This window comes from Pseudomonas sp. NS1(2017) (genome assembly GCF_002269425.1).
Taxonomy (GTDB): Bacteria; Pseudomonadota; Gammaproteobacteria; order Pseudomonadales; family Pseudomonadaceae; genus Aquipseudomonas; species Aquipseudomonas reactans.
Map to the genome: position 1 here is coordinate 4,625,398 of NZ_CP022960.1, position 21,018 is coordinate 4,646,415.

Here is a 21,018-nt window from a genome sequence, read left to right on the forward strand (position 1 = left end):
TCCATCCTGTCCAATCGAAGCCCGCTGGCCTGACCATCAGGGCTTGGAGCACCGCCATGCACGTAAAAAGTCCACTCGCCTGTTTTTTCCTCGCGACAACGGCTGCCCTCGGTAGCCAGATCGCCCATGCCGCTATGCCCAGTGAACAGCACCAGGGCGTCATCGAGCCGGTATTCGCCTTCCATGACGCCATGCCCACCGGCGTGACGGTCACTGAGAAAGGCCGCCTCTTTGTCAACTTTCCGCGCTGGGGCGACAATGTCCCTTTTACCGTTGCAGAACTGCGTAATGGCAAAGTGGTGCCTTACCCTGACCTGGCGATAAACCAGGCCAACCCCAAGGATCCAGCCAAAGGTTTTATCAGCGTTCAAAGCGTGGTGGCCGACGGACGCGGACGGCTCTGGATTCTCGATACCGCAGCCCCTGGGTTCTCGGCGCCGCAGCCCGGTGGCGCGAAGCTGGTCGCGGTTGACCTGGCTACCAATAAGGTGGTGAAGACGCTGGTCTTCCCAGAAAACGTCATGCTGCCCAGCACCTACGTCAACGACATGCGCTTTGATTTTCGTGTGGGCGACGAAGGCGTGATCTACCTCACGGACTCGTCCCTCAGTGGACCAGGCGCGATCATCGTCATGGACATTGCCAGCGGCACGGCGTTGCGCCGGCTCAGCGGGGCGGCGTCGACCTCAGTCGATACGGCTTTCGTGCCCAAGGTCGAGGGCGAAATCCTCAAAATCCGTAAAGCCGACGGCAGCTCACAACCCTTTGCCGTGGCGTCCGATGGCATCGCCCTGTCGGCGGATGGCCAGACCTTGTATTTCTGCCCACTGTCGAGCCGGCACCTGTATTCGGTGCCCACCGCACTGCTGCGTGATGCGTCGATCACAGAGGCGCAACTCGCCGAAGCGGTCAAGGACCTTGGCGAAGAAAAAGGCGCCTCCGATGGGCTGGAGGCCGATGCATCAGGGGCGCTTTATGCTGGCGATTACGAAAACAACAGCGTGCGCAAGCGCCTTGCGGATGGAGAGTGGCAAACCCTCGTGCATGACCCACGGGTGCTCTGGCCCGACACATTCTCGATCGGCCCGGACGGCTACCTGTACTTCATGGCCAACCAGTTGCATCGCCAGGCGATTTTTCATGCAGGCAAGGACTTGCGGCAGAAGCCCTACAGCCTGCTGCGTGTGAAGATTGATGCCGCACCCGCGCCGACGTATTGAGCGCGCGGGACGATTATCGAAGCGCTGACGCCTGTGGAGAGAGCAACAATGCCTGCTCCATGCTGGCAAGCTTGATCTGGGTTTCCTCATACTCCCCGGCAGGCTGAGAGCCCTGGACAATCCCGCACCCCGCGAACAAATGACAGTGTTGTGGGGTCATCAGCGCCGAGCGCAGAGCGACCAGGAAATCCCCATTGCCTTGTGAATCCAACCAACCTACCGGCGCCGCGTACCAACCCCGGTCGAAACCTTCGTGGCGGCGGATGAAATCCATGGCGGTCGCACTTGGCAATCCACCCACGGCCGGCGTCGGGTGCAGCGCGTGGATGCCGTCCAGCAAACGCTTGTCCGGGTTGAGTTGCGCCATGATCGGCGTGCTCAGGTGCTGCACGTTGGCGAGCTTCAGCAGGTGGGGGGATGACGCAGCCTGGAGGTCGCGGACCTTGCCATCCAGGGCCTGGGTGATGGTCTGCACCACCAGTTGGTGTTCATGTTGCTCCTTGGGATCGGCCAGTAGCCGTTCACCGATAACGTGATCCTCGTCCGCAGTAGTGCCTCGTCGCGCGCTGCCTGCGAGGGCATGGGTGGTCAGGCGACCCTCCTGGCAACTGAGCAGTCGTTCGGGGGTGGCGCCCATGAAGCAATGCTCGCCACGGTGCAGCGCGAACAGGTGGGATGCGTTGCCCCGTGCATGGAGTCGCTGCATCACTGCACCACTGTCGAGGGGCGCGTCCAACTGGTACTCGATATGCCGCGCCAACACCACTTTGTTCAAGTCACCGCGTGAAATGGCCTGCAACGCCATATCGACCTTACCCTGCCATTGTGGGGACGGCAGCGCGTTGCGTTCGATAACATCGGGCGCAGTGGCCGTCGCGGCGGGCGGGTTGAGCAGTTGCGCATAGGCCGCGATGCTGTCGCGGGCCAATGCCTGCGGGTCGCTGTCGGGTTCGACCACTTGCTGGCAGCGCAGCCAGCGGCCGTCGGCGTCTTCGCTGAGCAGCCAATGGGCCAGATGAAAACTGGCCTCAGCGAAGGCGGCCCAGTGCGTTGCGCACGGCCGCTGTTCATCAAAGCGCATGCCGCCCAGCAGCAAGGGTGCCTTGGGCCCGTCGATCACCGCGTCGGCGCACAGGGCGAACCATTGCCGGTCGACGTCGAGCATGCGCTGGGGGCCGCCGGCCTCGATCTGCCAGGCGCAGCCCAGGCCGAACAACGTCAGGTCCGGCGAGTGCGCGTGCCAGAAGAAACCCTGCCGGTGGGCTTCGTAAAGGGCCAGGGCCTCCAGCGTCGGCGCGGCGTGTGAAGAAACGGCGATGACGGGCCGTTGATACGCCACCGCACGCTGGTGTGCGGTCTGGAATACCTTGAGCAACACGTCTACGTTCATACCACCTTGCTCTTTTTCTGCAACCAGAAGGCGGTCTGCTCGGCGATGTACCAGTGGATGATCTGGTTGAACAGCCCCTCGATAAACTCACCGTCCAATCCAGCCTCCTGCGCCCATTGCCGGCGCTGCGGCAGCATCGCCGCGACGCGCTCCGGGGCGGCGATGCTGGCCTGGTCGGGCTTGAACGCGGAGGCGGCCTTGACGTACTGCATGCGCAGGCCGAGGGCTTCGATGATCTGCTGGTCGAGGCTGTCGATGCCTTCACGAATGTCCGAAAGGCCAGTGCAATGTTCCGGGGTTTTCATACCGAGTCTCCCTGTAGGTAGGCAGTGCGTTGCAACAGGTGATGGATCACCGGTCGCGGCTGATGCTTGAGGTAAAAGTGGTCGCCGTCGAACAGGCGGATATCCGGGGTGTGGTCGCTGAGGTCAGCCCAGGCACGGGCCTGCTCAAGGCTGACTTCGGCGTCATCGCGGGCCAGCAGCACGTCGAGTGGCGCCGACAAGCGGGTAAGCTGCTGTGGGCGCCAGGTTTCGATGGCCTGATAGTCGCTGCGCAGGGTTGGCAGGAACAACGCACGCAGTTGCGGGTTGGCCCATAGGCCGGCGGCGTCGGCGTCCTGGCGCAGGATATCGGCGATCAGTGCGGCGTCGTCCTGGCGGTGCAGGTCACTGGACGGTTGCCGGTGTGGAGGCGCGTGACCCGAGACGAACACATGGGTGGCGCCAGAGCCCGCCGCTTGCAAGCGCACTCCCACGGCGTAGGCGAGGGCAGCGCCCATGCTGTGGCCGAACAGCAGCAAGGGCCGGGCGGGTAACTTTTGCAGTGCTGCGCCAATGTGTTCGGCGAGACTATCCAGGCAGGGGATATGCGTTTCGTTGAAACGCTCTTCGCGTCCCGGAGATTGCACGGCCAGCAGGTCGATATCCCCCGGCAGGTGCGCCAGCCACGGACGGAAAAAACTCGCGCTGCCCCCGGCATGGGCCAGGCATACCAGGCGTGCCCGTGCCTGTTGGCTTTCTCGCAGCACGCGCAGCCATGGCGATGCAGCGCCGCTCATAGCGCCAGTACCTGTTCCGCCAAGGCCTTGCGGTTGACCTTGCCCAGGCGCGTCAATGGGAATTCGCGCAGCACCTGCAAGCGATCCGGCAACTTGTAGGCGGCCAGCCCGCGTTCGCGCAGCCAGGCGTTGATCGAGGCCAGGTCGAGTCGTTCGCCGTGGGCCAGCACACAGGCGCAACTGCGCTCCCCGAGCAACTCGTCGGCCAGCGCCACCAGCGCCACATCGCGAATCAACGGATGGCCGAGCAGCAGGTTCTCGATCTCTTCTACGGGGATCTTCTCGCCCCCGCGATTGATCACATCCTTGCTGCGACCCTCGACAATCAAATGCCCTTCAGGCAGGCGCCGCACCAGGTCGCCGCTGCGGTAAAAACCGTCGGCGGTAAACGCGCGCTGGTTCTGCTCGGCGGCGTTGTAATAGCCGCGAATGGTGTAGGGCCCACGCACCAGCAATTCACCGACGGCACCAGGCGCGACCGGCTGGTCGTCGGCGTCGACGATGCGGATCTCGTCGTCGGCGGTCAGCGGCAGCCCCTGGGTGTCGAACACTCGCGCCTGCGGATCATCCAGTGGCGTGAAGCACAGCAAACCCTCGGCCATGCCATACACCTGTTGCAGGCCGCAGCCCAAGACCGGACGGATGCGTGCGGCGATCTCGGCCTTGAGCCGGGCGCCGCCGACCTGCAGCCATTGCAGGCTGCCCAGGTCGTTATCGGACCATTGCGCGACTTCCAGCCACAGCAACACCAGCGGTGGGATCAGGGCAGTGTGGGTGATGCGTTCGCGTTCGATCAGCTCAAAGGCGGTGTCCGGGCTCGGTTCCGGCGCCAGTACCAGGGTAGCGCCGACACTGAACACGCCCAAAGCACCGGGAGAGGCGAGGGGGAAGTTGTGCGCCACCGGCAGTGCGGCGAGGTATCGGGTATCGGCATCGAACCCACACGCCTGGGCGGCCAGGCGCGCATTGCACGCGTAGTCGTCATGGGTGCGCGGGATCAGTTTGGGCAGGCCGGTGGTGCCGCCGGACAACAGCAGCACCGCCACCTCCCGCGAATCCGGCGCAGGCCATTCGCGCGGGCTGGCCACGCACTGCGCCAGCGGCACGAATTCCTCGGCGGCACCGACCACCCACACCTGTTGCAGGCTCGGCACTTGCTCGCGCAGCGTGCGGGCCAACGGGCGATAGTCGAAGCCCAGGTGTCGATCGACTATCACATAGGCCACCGCCTGGCTGAGGTCCGCCAGGTGCGCCAGTTCATGTTCGCGGTGGGCCGGCAGCGCGAACACCGGGATCACGCCCACACGCAGCAGGGCGAAGGTCAGGCTGAAGAACTCGGCGATATTCGGCAACTGCACCAGCACCCGCTGGCCCGCCACCAGCCCGCGCTCGGCCAGGCCGGCGGCCAGGCGGTCGGCCTCATGGTCGAGCTCGGCGTAGCTCCAGCGCCGCGAGCCGTCTACCAGCGCCTCCTTGTTTGGCGTGCGCCGGGCCTGCTCGCGCAGCAGTTCACCCAGCGGCGCGCCGCGCCAGTAGCCTTGCTCGCGGTAGCGGCGGATAAAGTCGTCGGGCCAGTCAGTGCATCCATCAAGCATGGCAATCTCCTTGGGCAGTCGGGCAACCCAGCAACTGGGCACCGTGCAGATTCAGCGGGTGCGCAAGGCCGGTGATTTGCACCGCCTGTACGCCGGTGTGCGTGGCCGGTTGCAGGCGCAACAGCGGGTCATCGCCGGCCAGCAGGTCGAGGGCGGTTCTGTCGTCGGGGTGTACGCCCAAATGAATCGCGGCCAACCCGGTAGCGCCATTCGGGTGGACCCTGTGCGCTGGGTGCTGGGACGGTGAGTAGGGCGTGACCAGGAAGGGCAAGCGATCATGGCGCGGGTACACGAAACGAAAGCGCGTCTGGCTGCCATCGGCGCAGGTGCGCCGCCAGTTCACCGTACGTCCCATGCTCACGCCGCAAGCCGCCAGGCCCTTGAGGCGAGGCGCCAGGGCCGGGTCTTCGCACAGCAGGGCCAGGTCGCAGAAGCCTTCGCCCTGCGCGGCCCAACGCAACATGCGTCGCCCGGCCCCCCGGCCGGCCAGGCAGTCGATGGGCCACTTGAACAGCCAGGCATGACGCGGCGTGGTCAACAGTTCGATGATCGGCCCCTGGCTGAACCAGATGTGCGCGTGTTGCGCGCTGGCTTCGGCGGTGGCGTAAGTGACCTCGAAGCCGGCGGCGCGAAAATTCGCCACGGCCTGGTGCAAGTCACGCACCCACAGCAGCACATGGCTGCAAGCGGAAGAGGGTTGAGCAGTGTTCAAAACGGCAGGGCTCCCAGCAGTTGAGCGGTGTCGTCACCGCAAGGGGGTTGCACGGCGTCGGCACGCGCGTGGAGTTCGGCCAGTGGCAGCGCACGCGGCACCGGTGGCTCGATCAGTTCAGGCATGCCGATCAGGCCGTTCATTTCGCGCCAGGCCATGGACACCTCGGTGGCCCACACGCCGCTGTGCAGGCGGCGCGCGGGGTCGTCGATGTCTCGACACAGTTCACCCAGCGCAAGGCTCACCGCGTCGGGCCAGAGCTGGTTGAACACCTGGTGGTAGTTCGCAGGGATTTGCGGGTCGAGCACCACCATCGTCGGCCCGGCCAGGCGTTGGCTGCCTGGGCCGGCCATGATCAGGCGGTCGGTGGTGTCCCGTGGGGCATGCAGGCGCGGGTTCCACAGCACCGGGCCATGGGTGTCGCCCAGGCTCAGCACGCCGGCTTCGCAGCCCACTTCGAGGCGATGCAACAGGAAGGAATGGTTGTCCGGGTCCTGGGGGTGCACCTGGTTCTGGATACGCAGGCTGATGGGCACACCGTTGAAACTCGCATTGAGCCGCGTGAAAGGCTGCGCCCCGACCCCGGCGGCTGGCGCTGCAAACACCCAGGGCCGCAGGCCACCGGCCAGGCGCCCGAGAATGTCCAGCAGCGGGTACGCCACCTGGCTGTTGCAGGCCGCGTCGATGTACGCCAGCCCTTGCTGCTCGCGCAGGTACCCGGCCACCGCCAGAAAACGCCGGATCGCGAGGATGTTCGGGTACAGCGTGTTCACCGCGTAGGCTGCCTGGCCTTGACGAGCGGCCTGCATGCACGCCGCGATTTCGCGGTGGTGCACCGGGTGTTCCTGCAGCACGTGGATGCCGCGTTGCAGCAGGTGCTGGGCCAGCTCGCTGCCCGCGCCGCCCGTGGCGCCGGAGCGCACCACCACGCAGGCGATGTCGACGTCGTCCGGTACTTGCTCCACCGCCTCGTACAGCGGCACGCCATAGTGCGCGGCGCAGGCGCGCGAGTAGGCATTGCCGCGTGACAGGATGCCCACCAGTTCATAGTCGGCCTGGGCACGTGCCAGGGCTTGCAGGTAGATACGGCCAAATGCAGTGCCGGCGACGATCACGCGTTTGCGTGCAGTCGGGCGGCTCATGACCAAGTCACCGGCAGGCAGTGGGCGCCGCGAAAGAATGTGGCGGTTTTCCATTGCACTTCGCCACAGCGCTGCAGGCTGGGGAGGCGCACCACCAGGGCGTGCAGCGCCTCCTGCAATTCGACCCGCGCCAGGGCTGAGCCGATGCAGTGATGCAGGCCGTGGCCAAAGCCGAAATGGCCGCTGGCATCCCGTTGCAGGTCCAACGCCTGTGGGTTTTCAAAGCGCGCCGGGTCATGGTTGGCGGCGCCGATCGAGGCGAACACCGCGTCGCCCTGGCGCACCAGGGTTTCACCGACCTGAATGTCTTCCAGCGCGTAGTGCACAAACATCGCCGCCGAAGCCAGCGGGATGTAGCGCAGCAGCTCTTCGACCGCTTGCGGTATCTGCTCGGGATCGGCCTTGAGCTGTTGCCACTGCGCCGGATTGTCCAGCAGCACCTGGATGAAGTTGGGTATCTGCGAGGCACTGCCTTCGTAACCGGCGACCAGGATCGCAATGCACAACAGCAGCAATTGCTCCTCGTTGAGGGACTCGCCTTTTTCGTCGTCCTGGGTCAGGGCGGTCATGAAGTCATCGCGTGGTTCGCGTCGACGTTCGGCCACCAGGTCTTTGATGTATGCGGCCAGTTCGCCCAAGTGACGCTGGGTCTGATCCGCGTCTTCAGGGCGGGTCGACAGCAGGGAGTCGTTCCACACCTTGAAACGATCACGGTCCTGCACCGGCACCCCGAGCAGTTCGCAGATCAGCGCCAGGGGCAACGGCAAGGCGTAGTCGTTGACCAGATCGGCCGGCGGGCCGGCGGCGAGCATGCGGTCGATCAACTGATGGGCGTAGTCACGGGCGTGGGGGCGCAGGGCTTCGACGCGGCGACGGGTGAAAGCCTGGGCGGCGCGCGAGCGAATCCGCGTGAGTTGCGGCGGGTCCATCATCACGATGCCGCCGGCGATGCGTGGGAAGGCACGCGGGCTATCGTCGCGGCGAAACGCCTCGCTGCGGCTGAAGCGCCGGTCACCGAGCACCAGGCGCACATCGTCATAGCGGGTGGCGAGCCAGGCGGGGGCGCCGATGGGCATCTGGATGCGCAACAGCCCCGGTGCCTGCTGGGCATGGCGATAGGGCTCCGCCAGCTTGAGGTCGGTGAAGCGGTTGAACGGGTAGGCCAGCGGGGTCATGGCAAGTCCTTGGCGGTGCTGAGGTCGGGCAAATGGTCGAGCAGCTCAAGCTGCAATTCGGGGTCTTCCAGGTGGGCCGCCAGCGCGGCGCGGCTCAGGCGTTGGTCCGGGACCTGGGCGACGAATACGCGATGGCCCAGGCGCGCCAGCGGGTGTGTGGCGGCGGGCAGGCTACGGTTGCCGTGGAACCCGGCCCGCGCCAATGCGCTTTGCCACTGCGACAGGTCGAGAAAGGTGGCGCTGCTGAGCTGGCGTTCGTCGCTTGCCTGGTTGAGCATGAAAGCCTGGGAGGCCATCACCCAGAATTCCTCCTGGGTCGGTTCGCTGAACACCAGCCAGCCACCCGGCTTGAGCAAAGCGAGCAGGGTGGCCAGGGAGCGCTCGGTGTCGCGGGCGGCATTCAGCACGCCCCCGGCAACGATCAGGTCCCAGCTCTGGCTGGGATAACCCTGGGCCAGGGCCGGGCGATCGATATCGAACACGCCGTGACGCACCCATGGCCAGTCCTTGAGCCGCTCGGCAGTTTGCTCGCTGAAGTAGCGCGACACGTCGGTGCACAGATAGTCCACGCTGGCATTCGCCAAGGCGGGCAACACCGCTTGGGTGGTGGACCCGGTGCCGGCGCCGACTTCCAGCACGCGCAGCGGCACATCGGCCGGCTGGCGTGCGGCCCAGGCGCCGATCCAGTGCGCGACGGCGCGGTGCTGGTATTGCGCTGCGAGGCTCTCGCGGTACAGCGCCGCCGCGCGTTCGGTGCGGCCTTCGGGAAACAGCAGGTGCACTGCCGCACACTCGCCACGCATCAACGACGGCAACTGCCGCGCATTCTCCCGCGCGTAGTCGAGGGTGCCGTTGCCGCCGGTATTGCGCGCCCAGTCCACGCTCAACTGCGCCCAAATACCTTCCAGGGCGATATCGCTCCAGGCAGTCGCGTCGAGGGTGGGTTGCAACCGGTCGGCGACGCGTCGCAACAGGCCTTGGGCTTGCAGCACATCCAGCCAGCGCGCGATCAACGGCCGGTGGCCAGGGGCAATACCCGCCCGTGCCAGGCTGTGGGCCACGTCATTGAGCGGTGCCGGCAGCAACCCACACTGCTCAAGCCCATTGAGCATGGAGAGGAGCGCGGCGTGACCCAGTCGATCATTGAGTCGCACCGCCTCCACCAGTTGCGCGGGTTCAAAGGCTTGGTCGAGGGCGGCCTCTGTTGCGGCCAGCTGATCGTCCACCGGCGTGCTCGGGCAAGGATGCGGCACCACGAACAGCGTCTGGCCGTGCAGGGCAACGGCACTGACTTGAGGATGGCCCAGGGCGCGTTCACGCCAGCGTTGATGCGCCAGCTTGACGCTGGCCAAGTCGTGCCATTGCTCCGTGAAACCTTGCACGCGGCAATCGAGTTGCGCCGCCGCACGCTCCGCGAGCTGCCAGTCACCCGGGCGGTGGCTGACGAACAGCACCTGTTGCAGGTGGCTCAGATCACTCAAGGCCAGTGCGGGGAAATCCAGCAGACGTTCCAACTGCTCGGCGCTCATCATCACCACAGCGGGGCGCTGGCGCTCAAGCAAGGCCAGCAGCCGAGCGGGCGCCAACTGATGAACGCCCAGGTCGGTAAACGCAGGCAGTTGCCAGGGCGCAGTGGGCAGGTCGATCAACAGGGTGTCGACGTTCATCGGGAAACTCCGGTGGCATGGAACAGACGTTGCCCGGCGGCGGCCAGCGGGTCGCTCGCGGCGGGCCACAGGTCGAGCAACTCAAAGCCCGCGACGTGCAAGGCCTGGCGCCAGACTTCGGGTGGCATGAACACCTCATCGGTGGTCCGTAGCGGCGCGCCGGCCGGCGGAGACAGCAACAGGTGCATGAAGATCAGCATCGCCGGGTTGTCGGCGATGGATTCGCTGAACAGCAAGGTGCCGCCGTCGCGCAGGCAGGCGCGGATTCGCGCCAGGCTGCGCGGCAGGTCGCAGGCGTTGTGCAGCACGTTGCCGGCGATCACCAGGTCCTGGCTGCGGGGCGCGATGCCTTGCTCGCTGAAGTCGCGGTCGAGATCGAGCAGGCTGAATTGCATACCGGGCTCCAGGCGGAATGTGCGCTGAGCCGCGCCGGTGAACAGTGAGCTGATATCAGTGAAGCGATAGGCTTTTTCACGGTCCTCCAGGGCTGCCAGTACGGCACGCGTGGTACAGCCGGCACCGCCGCCGAGCTCCAGCACCTGCAACACGTCGTCGGCGGCGCTGGTTTCCCGCGCACGCGCCGCAAGCACCTGATTGATCGCGGCGGTGAAGTGGTTGTGCTGGTACGCGCCGAGTACCGCCACCGGATCCCCGGCGAGCACCAGCAACGGCGCCAGGGCGATGCGGTCGCGCAGCAACTCGGGCAGGCACTCGATGACCTGGGCATGGAGTTGCGCCATGCTCGACGGGAAACCCAGCTCGGCATACAACCCTGGCAAATCGCCGAGGGCGGCTTGAGGCGGCGTGCCATTCCAGGCCAACCGCTCGCCGTCTACCTGCACGGCTTCGGTACGCGACAACGCCGCGAGCCAGCGCCGCACGATCCAGGCGTGGCGCGGTGCGGTGCCCAGCGCCTGGTTAAGCTGTGCGGCGGTTCGCCAGACCTGCATCGGCAAGGCCTGGGTACGCAGGAGCACGCCGGCCATGACACCCAGGCTCAGTTGTTCCAGTGCGTTAAGGGCGGTGTTCATAGGCAACCTTCTTCGGCGTGTTGCAGGTGTTCGAGCGGGTGGTCCAGCAGGGTCAGTGCGCGGATCGCCTGAGTGCGTTGCAGGCGCTCAAGGCTGGCGGCGGGCGGCAACGCGTAAGCGGCGTCATGGCAGCCCGGGCGGATTTCGCCTTCGAGCACACTCACCACCGTGACTGCCGCCATGGCGCCGGTCAGAGGCGCGTTGCCTGTGCCGCTGACGACCAGGCTGCGGGTGCAGGCTTGGCCGTCGCAGAGGCCATCGAGTTGCAGCAACAACGTGACAAAGGGTGGATGGCCACTGAGGTCCAACTGGCTGGCCGTGCATAAGCGCTGCACCGCTTCGGCACGCGGCAGGCTGTGCGTCTGGTCGAGCGCCTTGAGTACATGGCCGTCGGTCATCACGTTGAACCACTGGCCTGTTTCCAGGCGCAGGTCCCTGGCCAAGCGTTCGCCTTCCCGGTTCAAGTAGGGCAGCACATGCACCGGCCCGGGGAAACACGGCAGCAGCACATCGCGCCTGCGTCGCAGTGCGCGGCTGCAACGGCCGTTGTGCCAGGCCGCCAAGGGCTCGCTTGAGCCGTCTACCGCCCCTTGCAGGAAGTCGTCGGCGGCGACGGCCGTGAAGTGGTCACGCAGGCCAAAATAGCTGCTAAGCCCCAGCACCCGTGTAAACCCCTGCAGCGCCAGCCAGCGTGGCAGCAGGCCGGTGAGGCCCGGTTGCAGGCCCGCGCCAAGCACCGCGCTGCGCCCGCGCCATAAAACCGGGTCGAGCTGGATATCGCCCGCGGCGTCGACGTAATGCGCATCGGCGTTCAAGGCGGCCTGCGCGACACGGTCCGCCACGCGCCAGGAGGGTCCGGCGCAGTTGAGCAGCACGTCGCAGCCACGGGCGAACCTGGCCAGGGCTGGTGTGTCGTTGAAATCCACGGCGACCCATTGCAGGCGTGCTTCGGGCCATTGCTGCTGGAGCAGCGCCAGGCAGCGCGCGCCGTTGTGCGCGTCACGCCCGCCCAGGCGCAGGTGCTGCAGGCCCAGGCTCAACAAGGCCTGTGCGCTGGCCAGGCCGACGTCGCCACTGGCGCCCAGCACCCCGATCAGCATGGCTGGTCCTGCGCCTTCAGGCGCCAGCCACCGGCGCGCTGACGGTCATGCCAGAACCCGGCGTAACGCCCGTTGAGGCTGAGCAGATGCGCGTGGGTGCCTGATTCCACCAGGCGACCTCCGTCCAGGACCAGGATCTGGTCGGCTGCCATGATGGTCGGCAAGCGATGGGCGATCACCAGCACGGTCGAGTGTTGCATCAGGCGTTGAATTGCGGCCTGCACGAAGGCTTCGTTGTGCGGGTCGAGCGCGGCGGTGGCTTCGTCCAGCAGCACGATAGGCGCACGCTTGAGCAAGGCGCGCGCCAGGGACACGCGCTGGCGCTCACCGCCGGACAACGATGCGCCGCCTTCGCCCACCGGTGTGTTCCAGCCTTGGGGCAGGCGGGCGACGATTTCATCGACACCGGCCAGCCGTGCCGCTTCGGCGACGTCGCGGGCACTGGCGTCCGGGCTACCGACGCGGATATTCGCTTCGAGGCTGTCGTCGAACAGGTACACGTCCTGCATCACCAGCGACAGTTGCGCCATCAGCGCCGCGTTCGACAGCTCGCGCACGTCCACGCCGCCGACCTTGACGCTGCCCGCCGCCGTATCGAAAAAGCGCATCAACAGGCGGGTGACGGTGGTCTTGCCCGAGCCCGACGCGCCTACAATCGCGGTCATCGAATGCGCCGGGGCGCTGAAGGTCAGGTCGCGCAACACCGTCGGGCCACTCGGGTAGGCGAAGCTCACGTGTTCGAAGGCCAGGCTGCCGGGTGCTGACAGGGGCAGGCTGACGGCGGGTTCGGGCAACGGCGGTTCACGCAGGATACCCACCAGTTGATCCAGGTCGTTGCCGGCCATGCGCAACAGGCCGCTGCGTGCTGCCGCTTCGGCCAGTGGGCCCACGAATCGCGCTGCCAGGGCGAGCAGGGCCACCAACTGGATCGCATCGATTTCACCATGCGCCGCCAGTGCAATGCCCACGCCGACCAGCAGCGCAAAGGCCAGTTGCACGGTCAAACCACCGGCGAGCAGCTTGGGGAAGGTCTGCGACAGCATCGAACCACCCGCCAGCTTTTGCGCCTGATTGGCCGCCTGTAACGGCGTGTAGCCGTCCTGGGTGCGGCCAAACGCGCGCAGCACTTGCTGGTAGCGGGCGAACTCCACCACGCGGTTACCGGCCAGGGTCGCGGCGGCTTCCACCCGCGCATCGTTGCTGCCGATGGCGGCGGCCGACCAATGATGGGTGAAGTAGATCAGCGGCGCACACAACACAGCCGTCAGGCCCAGGCGCCAGTCGAACACGAACAGCGTCAGCGCCACGGTGGCCGGCACCACCACCCCGGACACCACCGGCCCCAGGTAATGGGCGAACAATCCGGTGACCATCAACGTGCCGCTGGTAGCGCTGCGTGACAGGCGCCCGACCTTCTCCGAGTTGAACCAGCCCAACGGCAGGCTGACCAGGTGCTGGCCGAGGCGATCATGCAAGGTCGTCAGCACCAGCAAGGCCAGGGCAAAGCCCTTCATGGCCTGCTGGTAGTGGGCGATGCAGGTCAGCACCACCATGGCCGCCAGGCCCGCCAGCCAGGCGGTAGCCGTGGGCAGATCGCCGGCGAACAACGCGTGCAGGATCGGCACCAGCAGCGCCACGGCCAGGCCTTGCAGCACGGCGCTGGTCACCAGCCACGCCAGGTAACGGTAGAGGCGCGGGGCATGGGCCGGGCCCAGTAAGGTCACAAGGCTGCGAATCACAGGGACATCTCCACGGCAGGGGTTTCGGTGCCGGCTCGCCACAGTCGGGCATAGGCGCCGTTGGCATTCAGCAGGTCTTCATGGCGGCCGCTTTCCAGCACGCGGCCCTGGTCGAGGACGACGATCTGGTCGACACCACTGATGCTCGACAGACGATGGGCAATCACCAGCACCGTGCGGCCACGCGCCAGGGCGGACAGGGCGTCCTGGATCAGTGCTTCGGATTCGGGGTCGGCGTGGGAGGTGGCTTCATCGAGGATCAGCACCGGCGTGTCGGCCAGCAGCGTGCGGGCGATCGACACGCGCTGCGCCTCGCCACCGGAGAAGATCGCATCGTCGCCGATCACCGATTGATAACCCCGGGGCAGGGCCTGGATACGCGCATGGATCTGCGCCGAGCGCGCTGCCGCCTCGACCTCTGCATCGCTGGCATCCGGGCGGCCCAGGCGCAGGTTGTCGGCGACCGTGCCGTGCACCAGTTGCGCGTCCTGCAACACGAAGCCCACGTGTTGATACAACTGGCGCGGGTCAATCTCGCGCACATCGGCGCCGCCCACGCAGATACGGCCGGCGTTGACGTCATGAAAGCGCGGCACCAGCTTGGCCAGGGTCGACTTGCCGGCGCCGGACGCGCCGACCAATGCGGTCACGCTGCCGGCCGGGCAATGCAGGTCGACACCCTTGAGGATCAGGTGCTCGGCGTCGTAGCCGAACTGCACCTGTTCAAAGCGGATATCGCTGCCCTGGGGTTGGACGCAGGCCTTGGGCGAAGGCAATTCCTCAACGTCCAGCAGCGCTTCGATGCGACCGGCTGCCGCCAGGGCCGTACGCTGGGCTGTGAGGCTCTGGTTGATCACCAGCAGCGATTGCGGGATGACCACCGCCACCAGGGTTTCGGCGAATAGTTCCAGCGGCGTGATCCAACCGTGCGCCAGCAACAGGCTACCCACCCCCAGGCTCACCAGCAGGATCACCGGCACACTCAAGGCCATCGAGGAAAAGGCTTCCAGGCGCAGCAACGGCTTGACCCAGCCGGCGTACTGCTCGCTGAACTGGTTGACCGCCTGCTGATAGCTGCGATGCGCCTGGCCGACCTGGCCGAACGCCTTGACCACGGCAATGCCGTGCACGAACTCGACAATCGCCGCGCTGACCCGGATCATGCTCTTGTCCAGCAACTGCATCTTGACGCCAAAACCGCGCATCATCAGGGTGTAGGCCACCGCGTAGATGGGCAGTGTCAGCACCGCCAGCAGCGCCAGCCGCCAGTTCAACGTCGCCAGCCACAGTAGGCCCGCCAGCGGCGTGACGATGGCCGCGGTGAGTTCCACCGCGTGGTGGGCGACCAGGTGGTGCAGGTCTTCGAGGTCGTCCTGCACCACCTTGCGCACGGCGCCGGAGGTGGTGTCGGTGTACCAGCCCAACGGCACGCGCCCAAGCTTGCGCACCATGGCTTCGCGCAAGCTCGATTGCAGCCGGTGGTCAGCCACATGGGTCAACCACAGCGCCACGCCACTGGCCATCCACCCCACACTTAGGGCGATCACCACCAGCGCGGCCCACAGCCACAGGGTCTTGCTGTCGGCGCTGCCGGCCAACAGCAAGCGGCCCAGTTCGGTGAGGCCGATAAAGGGCACCAGGTTGACCAATGCGCCGAGGGCGGCGAACGCCACACCAAGACGGATGAGGCGATTGACCGGGCGTTTCAGGGTATCCAAGGCAGTGGTCATGAGTTTTTCCGAAGGGCCTCAAGCAGGTGCGCAGTAACCGTGTGTACGTGGGGCGGTTCGATCACGCTGAAGTGGTTGCCAGGCACGTCGATCAGCTCGAAGCGGCCCAGGCACGCGTCTTCCCAGAACGGCGCGGCCAAATGCCCGACGCCGCCGGTGATGCCGAACGACTGTTGCTCCAGGCAGCGCAGGTAGGTCATGTTGCCGAGGAACGGCGGCGGGTCGAACCGCGCCGCCCGCATGCTGTGGCGGCACACACGGAACAGCGTTGGCACCAGTTCAGGGCCGATCGGCACCCCGGCCTGGCCTGAGGCCAGGCGTGCGTATTCGGCCAGGCGTTCCTCCTGGCTGCGCGCCGATTGCTGTTGGACCGCCAGCGCCAGCGCGTCCAGCCCCGGATCGCCGCTCAACGCCGCCATGGCCCCGGCGGGCACGCGGCGGTTGTCGCGGGCCATCAACAGGTCGATGGCGCGGTACACGTCGTAGTCTTCGATGTGCGCGCCGAACACGGTTTTTACTGGGTCCAGGTTCAGGTTGGGCACGAAGATCGCCTCGTAGGCCAGCTCTTCGTCGGTGTCGATGAACATCGGGATGCTGTCGATCAGGCTCAGGTCGACCACCTCCATGCCGCGTTCGAGCAAGCGCCGGGCAACCTCAGTGGCCAGCAGCCCGCCGAGGCAGTAGCCGATCAGCTGGAAGCGCTGATGGCCGTCGGCAATCAAGCGCTCGGCGTAGTCCTCGGCCACGCTTTCGATCAGGCGCTTGGGCTCCAGCGCCAGGTACTGCGCCGTGTCGGCCACGGCAAAGCCGATCACCGGACCGGCCTGCTGGTCGGCAAGGGCGCGGCCCAGGTGCTGGAAATAATCCAGGGTGCCGAGGGCGGCATGGAACATCACCCGCACCGGGCCGATGTCACCCCCGCCAAACGGCACCACCAGCGCGTTGCTGCTGGACGAGCGTTGTGCTTCACCGCTGGCGGCAATCGTGGCCGGCGTGGCTTCGCCCTGATGGAGCAGGCGCGCGAGGGCGGCGACATTCGGCTCGTTGAGCATCTGGCGCAGCAAGGTGTCGTAGCTCAGGCGTTGGGCCTGAGGCAGTTGCTCACGCAGTTGGCCGGCGACGCGGGCGAGGATCAGCGAGTCGGCGCCTTTTTCATAGAAGCTGTCCTCGACGCCGATCTGCGCCAGCCCCAGGGCGTCGGCCCATACGCGGCACAACTCGGCGGTCAGCGGATCGCTCGGCGCTTCCTGGCTGCTGGAGGCCTGGGCATCGGCGGCAGGGCGCCAGCCGGCCAGGGTCTTGCGGTCTACCTTGCCGTTGGCGGTCAGCGGCAAGCGGTCGAGTACCTGCAGGTGCGCTGGCAGCATGTAGTCCGGCAGGCGCTCGGCCAGGGCGCGGCGCAGGCTGTCGACACTCAGGCGCTGCACGCCGGCCTTGAAGCGCGCGGCGAATACCTGCATGCCGAGGGCGGCCAGCGGGTGGTCGGCCTGGGGCAGGGCAGGCAGGCATTCGCCACCGAAGGCCTTGACCCGCGCCTGCCAGATTTCGGCGTCGCGAAGGCCACTGCGGCCCTGGTCGTGATCGCCGTTGGCCGGTGTCATCATGAACCCCTGGGTCAGCAGGATCGGCGGCCATTCGCCGGTCGGTTCGCTGAACACCAGCCAGCCGCCAGGGCTGAGCAACTCGGTGATCTGGCCGAGGGCATTGTCGATGTCCTTGACGCTGTTGAGCATGCCCGCACACAGCACGATATCCACGCTGTTGCTGGCCAAACCCTGGGGGCGGATGTCCTGGTCGATGTCCAACACGCCATAGCGTACCCAGGCCTGTTCAGCAAAGCGTTGCTTGGCCGCCGGCAGGAAAAACGCGGTCATGTCGGTAAACAGGTAGTCGACTTCCAGCCCATCGAGCAGGCCGATGACCGGCGTGCTGGTGGCGCCGGTACCCGCGCCGATTTCGAGGATGCGCAGTGGGCCGTCGCCTTGATGGTGGGTGGCCAGGCGGTTGATCAGCGCCGCGATGCTGTGGTTGTTGTAGCGTGACACGGCATCCCCGCCGTACAACTGCAAGGCCACGTCCAGTTGGCCTTGGGGGAACAGCAAGTCGAACGGGTTGACCTCGCCCTTGAGCAGTTGCGGCAGTTGCCACACATGGTTGAGCTGGTAGTCGAGCAGCGCCTGGCTGCACAGCCCCGAGGCGACCGCCTGTTCCACCCGGCCCCACGCCAGTGCCGGGTTGGGCGCGGGTTGCGCAAGGCGGTAGTGCGAGCGGGTGGAGTGCAGCAGACCCGCCTCACACAGCGCGCCCAACCAGCGGCGTACCAGCCAATGGTGACGTGGCTCGGCCTGCAAGGCGTGCAGGATTGCGGCGGCGTCCGGTTCGGCCCGTTCGCCGCTGAACAGTCCGGCCTTGAGCAACACCTCCAGCATCGAACTCAATGCGGCGGCACTCAAGTCAGCCTGGTACTCGCGCACCTGTTGCGCATCGAAACTGCCCACCTGGCTGTCGGCATAACGTTTAACCGCCGTAAGCAACGGCGCGCCTGGCAGCGGCTCGGGTTCGGCGCGTGCGGCAGTAACGAACGCCAACAGGTCGCCACTGACCAGGCTCACCGCGCTGTCCACGCCGGGGGTGGCGAGCAGTGCAGCCTCGACTTCACCGAGTTCCACCCGATGGCCGCGAATTTTCACTTGGCCGTCTTCACGACCCAGGAATTCCAGTTCACCCCCCGGCAAATAGCGGCCACGGTCACCGGTGCGGTACAGGCGCTGGCCGTCGAGCGGGTGAGCAAAGAAGCGGGCGTCGCTCAATGCCGGATCGCCCAGGTAGCCCTGGGCCAGGCCGACACCGGTGATATACAGGTCGCCCGGCACCCAGGTCGGCGCATCACGCCAGTGGCTGTCGAGTACTCGAAAGCCCTGGTTGGCCAGCGGCAAGCCGTAGGGAATGCTGCGCCACGTCGGGTCGATGGCGCCGATAGGGTGCAGGTTCGACCAGATCGAGGCTTCGGTGGCGCCGCCCAGGCCCACCAGTTTCAGGTCGGGCAACAACGCCTGGAGTTGCGGTGGCAGGTTCAGCGGGATCCAGTCACCGGACAGCAAGGCCAGGCGCAGGCTGTCCAGTGGGCGGGGTTCGGCGTGCAGGTAGTCGGCGAGCATGTGCAGTTGTGCCGGCACTGAGTTCCACAGCGTGACCTGATGGCGCTGTACCAGTTCGGCCCAGTGCGACGGGTCGGCACCGCGTGCCGGGTCGGGCAGCACCAGGGTTGCGCCCACGGCGAGGGGCCCGAACAGGTCATACACCGACAGGTCGAAACTCAACTGCGCCAGGCCCAGTACGCGGTCATCGGCGTTGACGTCGAAGCGTCGGTTGATGTCTTGCACGGTATTGAGCGCGGCGCGATGGCTGATCATCACGCCCTTGGGTTCGCCGGTGGAACCGGAGGTGTAGATCACGTAGGCGAGGTCATCGGGACTGCCTTCGACCAGCTCGAAATCCGCGCCCGCCGAGGCCAACCGGTCTACGGCGTGCCATTGCAATGTCTCGGGCAACGGCGTGTTCGGCTGCGCCAGGGAATGCCCCAGCACATGCCGCACCTTGGCGCTTAGCAGGACGCGGTCGCGGCGTGCGGCCGGAGCGTTACTGTCCAGGGGCAGATAGGCCGCGCCGGCGAGCAACACGCCGTAGGCCGCCACCACTTGGTCGAGGCCCTTGGGCATCAGGATCGCCACGGGTTCCTGCGCGTCGCACCCGGCCTCACGCAGGGTGGCGGCCACGGCCAGTGCGCGTTCGGCAAGGGCGGCGTAGGTCAGGCTGCCACTGGCATCGATCACCGCCAGGGCGTGGGGATGTTCCCAAGCCATGGCCAGCAGGCCGTCGTGCAGGCGACCGGTGGGCAGCGGGGCGGCGGTGGCATTCGCCGCCAGGCGTTCACGCTGTTGCCAGGCCGGCAGCGGCACGTGCACCGGATGTTCCCACGCGGCCGGATCGAGGGCGAGCAACTGCAACTCGGCGACAAAGGCCTGTTGCATGTCGTCCACCAGGCCGTCGGGGAATACGCCTTGGCGCACGTCCCAATGGATGTGCAGGCCGCTGGGGTCATCCATCACTTGGCAATCAAGGGTGACCTGCGGAGTCTGGGTGATGCCGTGGCCCACCCGGCGTTGACTGGCCGGCGGTGCCTCGATCCCCAGGCCGATGGCGCTGGTGAAGACCACCGGCATGGCCGCCGCTTCACGCCCACGACGGCGACCGATTTCGCGCATGACCTGGATGCCGGAGAACAACCGGTGCTCCAGGTCGGCAAACAATTGGCTGCCCAACTGGCGTGCCTGGGCGGTGAAGTCCAGCCCTTCGGGATCGTTGACCTGTAACAGGCTGACCGAGGTGAAGTCGCCCACCAGGCGATCCACCTGCGGGTGCAGTGGCAGGCGGTTGAGCAATGTCAGGTTGAGGCTGAAGGCGGGCTGCTGGCTCCAGCGTTGCAACGTGGCGACGTAGGCCGCCAGCACCACGATGGACGGGGTAAGACCGCGTTCGCTGGCAGCGCTTTTCAGGGCGGCCCATGGCTGCGGCTCAAGCTGCGCCGAGTGCCGTTGGAAACGGGGTACGCGGGTGTCTTCGCCGCTCAGCGGCGCCGGCAGTTGTGGGGCGGCGGGCAATGCGTCGATGCGGGCCAGCCAGTAGTCACGGTCACGTTGGTGGCGGCTGCCTTCGAGCAAACTGCGCTCGGCCAGCAAGTAGTCGCGGAAGGTGATGTCCAGGGCAGGCAAAGCTGCCAGGGGATCCTGCAGCAACAGTTCCAGCTCATTGAACAGCAGCTGCGCGCTGGCCCAGTCCGCGATCAAGGAATCCATGGAAAAGTGCAGCGTGTCGCCGTTGTCGCTGCGGCTCATACGCAGTTCGAACAGCGGCCAGACCTCGGTGGGGTAGAGCTTCTGCTCCATGGCCTGGCGAATCTGTTGCACCGCGTGCTGGTGCTGCTCGCGGGTGGCGCCACGCAGATCGGCGATGGCCACAGGATAGTGGTCGACGTCGGGCAGCACACGCTGCGAACCTTCACTGGCGATCACCGCTCGCAGCATGTCGTGGCGGGCGATCAGGCGGTTCCAGGCCTGTTCCACCTGCTGCGGGTCCAGGGTTGGCCAGCTCAGTTCCAGGTAGCCATGGCAGGCGACATTGCCGTAGCCGAAGGACGATTGGCGGCCCAGCAGGTAGGCAGTCTGCACATCGGTGAGGGGGAAGGGCGTGTGGTGCTGTGCCGGATCGGCCTGCACGAGCGGGCGTTCCTGTGTCTCCAGCAGGTGCAGGATCTGTTGCTTGTGTTCGCGCAGTTGCGCCAGGCGTTCCGTGTCGAGCAGGCCCTGGGGCGCGCGGAATTTCAGTTGGCCATCCTGGGGCCAGAGTTCGACGCCCAGGGACTTGAGTTCGCTTAGCAGTTTGGCGGCGGGCATGGGG

Annotated in this window: 14 protein-coding genes; 1 reads left to right on the top strand and 13 read right to left on the bottom strand. The window is 66.4% G+C overall.

All coding sequences use genetic code 11. The annotated features are described in order from the left end of the window. The first annotated feature begins 56 nt into the window (after positions 1 to 56). The gene (locus CI807_RS21695) at positions 57 to 1,220 is read left to right on the top strand and encodes an L-dopachrome tautomerase-related protein (RefSeq protein ID WP_095016151.1); all 1,164 of its coding nucleotides are present in this window, start codon (positions 57 to 59) and stop codon (positions 1,218 to 1,220) included. Between the two features lie 13 nt (positions 1,221 to 1,233). Here the strand turns inward: CI807_RS21695 and CI807_RS21700 are convergent, their stop codons facing one another. Genes CI807_RS21700 through CI807_RS21760 form a run of 13 tightly spaced genes read right to left on the bottom strand, consistent with a single transcriptional unit; the run spans position 1,234 to position 21,014 of the window. Beyond that, positions 1,234 to 2,610, bottom strand: coding sequence for an isochorismate synthase (locus CI807_RS21700; RefSeq protein ID WP_095016152.1), 1,377 nt, complete (start codon positions 2,608 to 2,610; stop codon positions 1,234 to 1,236). Then, complete coding sequence (locus tag CI807_RS21705) at positions 2,607 to 2,915, bottom strand: isochorismate lyase (RefSeq protein ID WP_095016153.1); 309 nt, start codon at positions 2,913 to 2,915, stop codon at positions 2,607 to 2,609. Before CI807_RS21705 ends, CI807_RS21700 begins: the two co-directional genes overlap by 4 nt. Continuing rightward, the gene (locus CI807_RS21710) at positions 2,912 to 3,670 is read right to left on the bottom strand and encodes a thioesterase II family protein (protein ID WP_095016154.1); all 759 of its coding nucleotides are present in this window, start codon (positions 3,668 to 3,670) and stop codon (positions 2,912 to 2,914) included. Before CI807_RS21710 ends, CI807_RS21705 begins: the two co-directional genes overlap by 4 nt. Continuing rightward, a complete protein-coding gene (locus tag CI807_RS21715; protein WP_095016155.1) occupies positions 3,667 to 5,265 on the bottom strand; it encodes a (2,3-dihydroxybenzoyl)adenylate synthase in 1,599 nt (532 codons plus the stop codon). Before CI807_RS21715 ends, CI807_RS21710 begins: the two co-directional genes overlap by 4 nt. Beyond that, positions 5,258 to 5,977, bottom strand: a complete 720-nt coding sequence (locus tag CI807_RS21720) for a VOC family protein (RefSeq protein WP_095016156.1) — start codon at positions 5,975 to 5,977, stop codon at positions 5,258 to 5,260. Before CI807_RS21720 ends, CI807_RS21715 begins: the two co-directional genes overlap by 8 nt. Continuing rightward, positions 5,974 to 7,119, bottom strand: a complete 1,146-nt coding sequence (locus CI807_RS21725; RefSeq protein ID WP_095016157.1) for a Gfo/Idh/MocA family oxidoreductase — start codon at positions 7,117 to 7,119, stop codon at positions 5,974 to 5,976. Before CI807_RS21725 ends, CI807_RS21720 begins: the two co-directional genes overlap by 4 nt. Then, positions 7,116 to 8,294: a cytochrome P450 gene (locus CI807_RS21730; protein WP_095016158.1), complete on the bottom strand. Its 1,179-nt coding sequence runs from the start codon at positions 8,292 to 8,294 to the stop codon at positions 7,116 to 7,118. Before CI807_RS21730 ends, CI807_RS21725 begins: the two co-directional genes overlap by 4 nt. Then, on the bottom strand, positions 8,291 to 9,961 hold the full coding sequence (locus CI807_RS21735) for a class I SAM-dependent methyltransferase (RefSeq protein ID WP_095016159.1): 1,671 nt from the start codon (positions 9,959 to 9,961) through the stop codon (positions 8,291 to 8,293). Before CI807_RS21735 ends, CI807_RS21730 begins: the two co-directional genes overlap by 4 nt. Further along, positions 9,958 to 10,992 carry a class I SAM-dependent methyltransferase gene (locus tag CI807_RS21740; RefSeq protein WP_095016160.1) on the bottom strand — a complete coding sequence of 345 codons (1,035 nt, stop codon included), beginning with the start codon at positions 10,990 to 10,992 and terminating at the stop codon, positions 9,958 to 9,960. The genes CI807_RS21735 and CI807_RS21740 overlap by 4 nt, the downstream gene beginning before the upstream one ends. Beyond that, on the bottom strand, positions 10,989 to 12,092 hold the full coding sequence (locus tag CI807_RS21745) for a saccharopine dehydrogenase NADP-binding domain-containing protein (RefSeq protein WP_095016161.1): 1,104 nt from the start codon (positions 12,090 to 12,092) through the stop codon (positions 10,989 to 10,991). The genes CI807_RS21740 and CI807_RS21745 overlap by 4 nt, the downstream gene beginning before the upstream one ends. Further along, positions 12,086 to 13,831, bottom strand: coding sequence for an ABC transporter ATP-binding protein (locus tag CI807_RS21750; RefSeq protein ID WP_095016162.1), 1,746 nt, complete (start codon positions 13,829 to 13,831; stop codon positions 12,086 to 12,088). Before CI807_RS21750 ends, CI807_RS21745 begins: the two co-directional genes overlap by 7 nt. Next, positions 13,828 to 15,561: an ABC transporter ATP-binding protein gene (locus CI807_RS21755; protein ID WP_095016163.1), complete on the bottom strand. Its 1,734-nt coding sequence runs from the start codon at positions 15,559 to 15,561 to the stop codon at positions 13,828 to 13,830. The genes CI807_RS21750 and CI807_RS21755 overlap by 4 nt, the downstream gene beginning before the upstream one ends. Continuing rightward, positions 15,558 to 21,014 (bottom strand): non-ribosomal peptide synthetase, encoded by a 5,457-nt coding sequence (locus tag CI807_RS21760; protein WP_095016164.1) that lies wholly within the window; start codon positions 21,012 to 21,014, stop codon positions 15,558 to 15,560. The genes CI807_RS21755 and CI807_RS21760 overlap by 4 nt, the downstream gene beginning before the upstream one ends. Positions 21,015 to 21,018 lie beyond the last annotated feature (4 nt).

What these genes read in the sequence shown, in the direction of transcription:
- CI807_RS21695 (WP_095016151.1), top strand. Translation starts at nt 57, where the DNA reads ATGCACGTAAAAAGTCCACTCGCCTGTTTTTTCCTCGCGACAACGGCT.
- CI807_RS21700 (WP_095016152.1), bottom strand. Translation starts at nt 2,610, where the DNA reads ATGAACGTAGACGTGTTGCTCAAGGTATTCCAGACCGCACACCAGCGT.
- CI807_RS21705 (WP_095016153.1), bottom strand. Translation starts at nt 2,915, where the DNA reads ATGAAAACCCCGGAACATTGCACTGGCCTTTCGGACATTCGTGAAGGC.
- CI807_RS21710 (WP_095016154.1), bottom strand. Translation starts at nt 3,670, where the DNA reads ATGAGCGGCGCTGCATCGCCATGGCTGCGCGTGCTGCGAGAAAGCCAA.
- CI807_RS21715 (WP_095016155.1), bottom strand. Translation starts at nt 5,265, where the DNA reads ATGCTTGATGGATGCACTGACTGGCCCGACGACTTTATCCGCCGCTAC.
- CI807_RS21725 (WP_095016157.1), bottom strand. Translation starts at nt 7,119, where the DNA reads ATGAGCCGCCCGACTGCACGCAAACGCGTGATCGTCGCCGGCACTGCA.
- CI807_RS21730 (WP_095016158.1), bottom strand. Translation starts at nt 8,294, where the DNA reads ATGACCCCGCTGGCCTACCCGTTCAACCGCTTCACCGACCTCAAGCTG.
- CI807_RS21735 (WP_095016159.1), bottom strand. Translation starts at nt 9,961, where the DNA reads ATGAACGTCGACACCCTGTTGATCGACCTGCCCACTGCGCCCTGGCAA.
- CI807_RS21740 (WP_095016160.1), bottom strand. Translation starts at nt 10,992, where the DNA reads ATGAACACCGCCCTTAACGCACTGGAACAACTGAGCCTGGGTGTCATG.
- CI807_RS21745 (WP_095016161.1), bottom strand. Translation starts at nt 12,092, where the DNA reads ATGCTGATCGGGGTGCTGGGCGCCAGTGGCGACGTCGGCCTGGCCAGC.
- CI807_RS21755 (WP_095016163.1), bottom strand. Translation starts at nt 15,561, where the DNA reads ATGACCACTGCCTTGGATACCCTGAAACGCCCGGTCAATCGCCTCATC.
- CI807_RS21760 (WP_095016164.1), bottom strand. Translation starts at nt 21,014, where the DNA reads ATGCCCGCCGCCAAACTGCTAAGCGAACTCAAGTCCCTGGGCGTCGAA.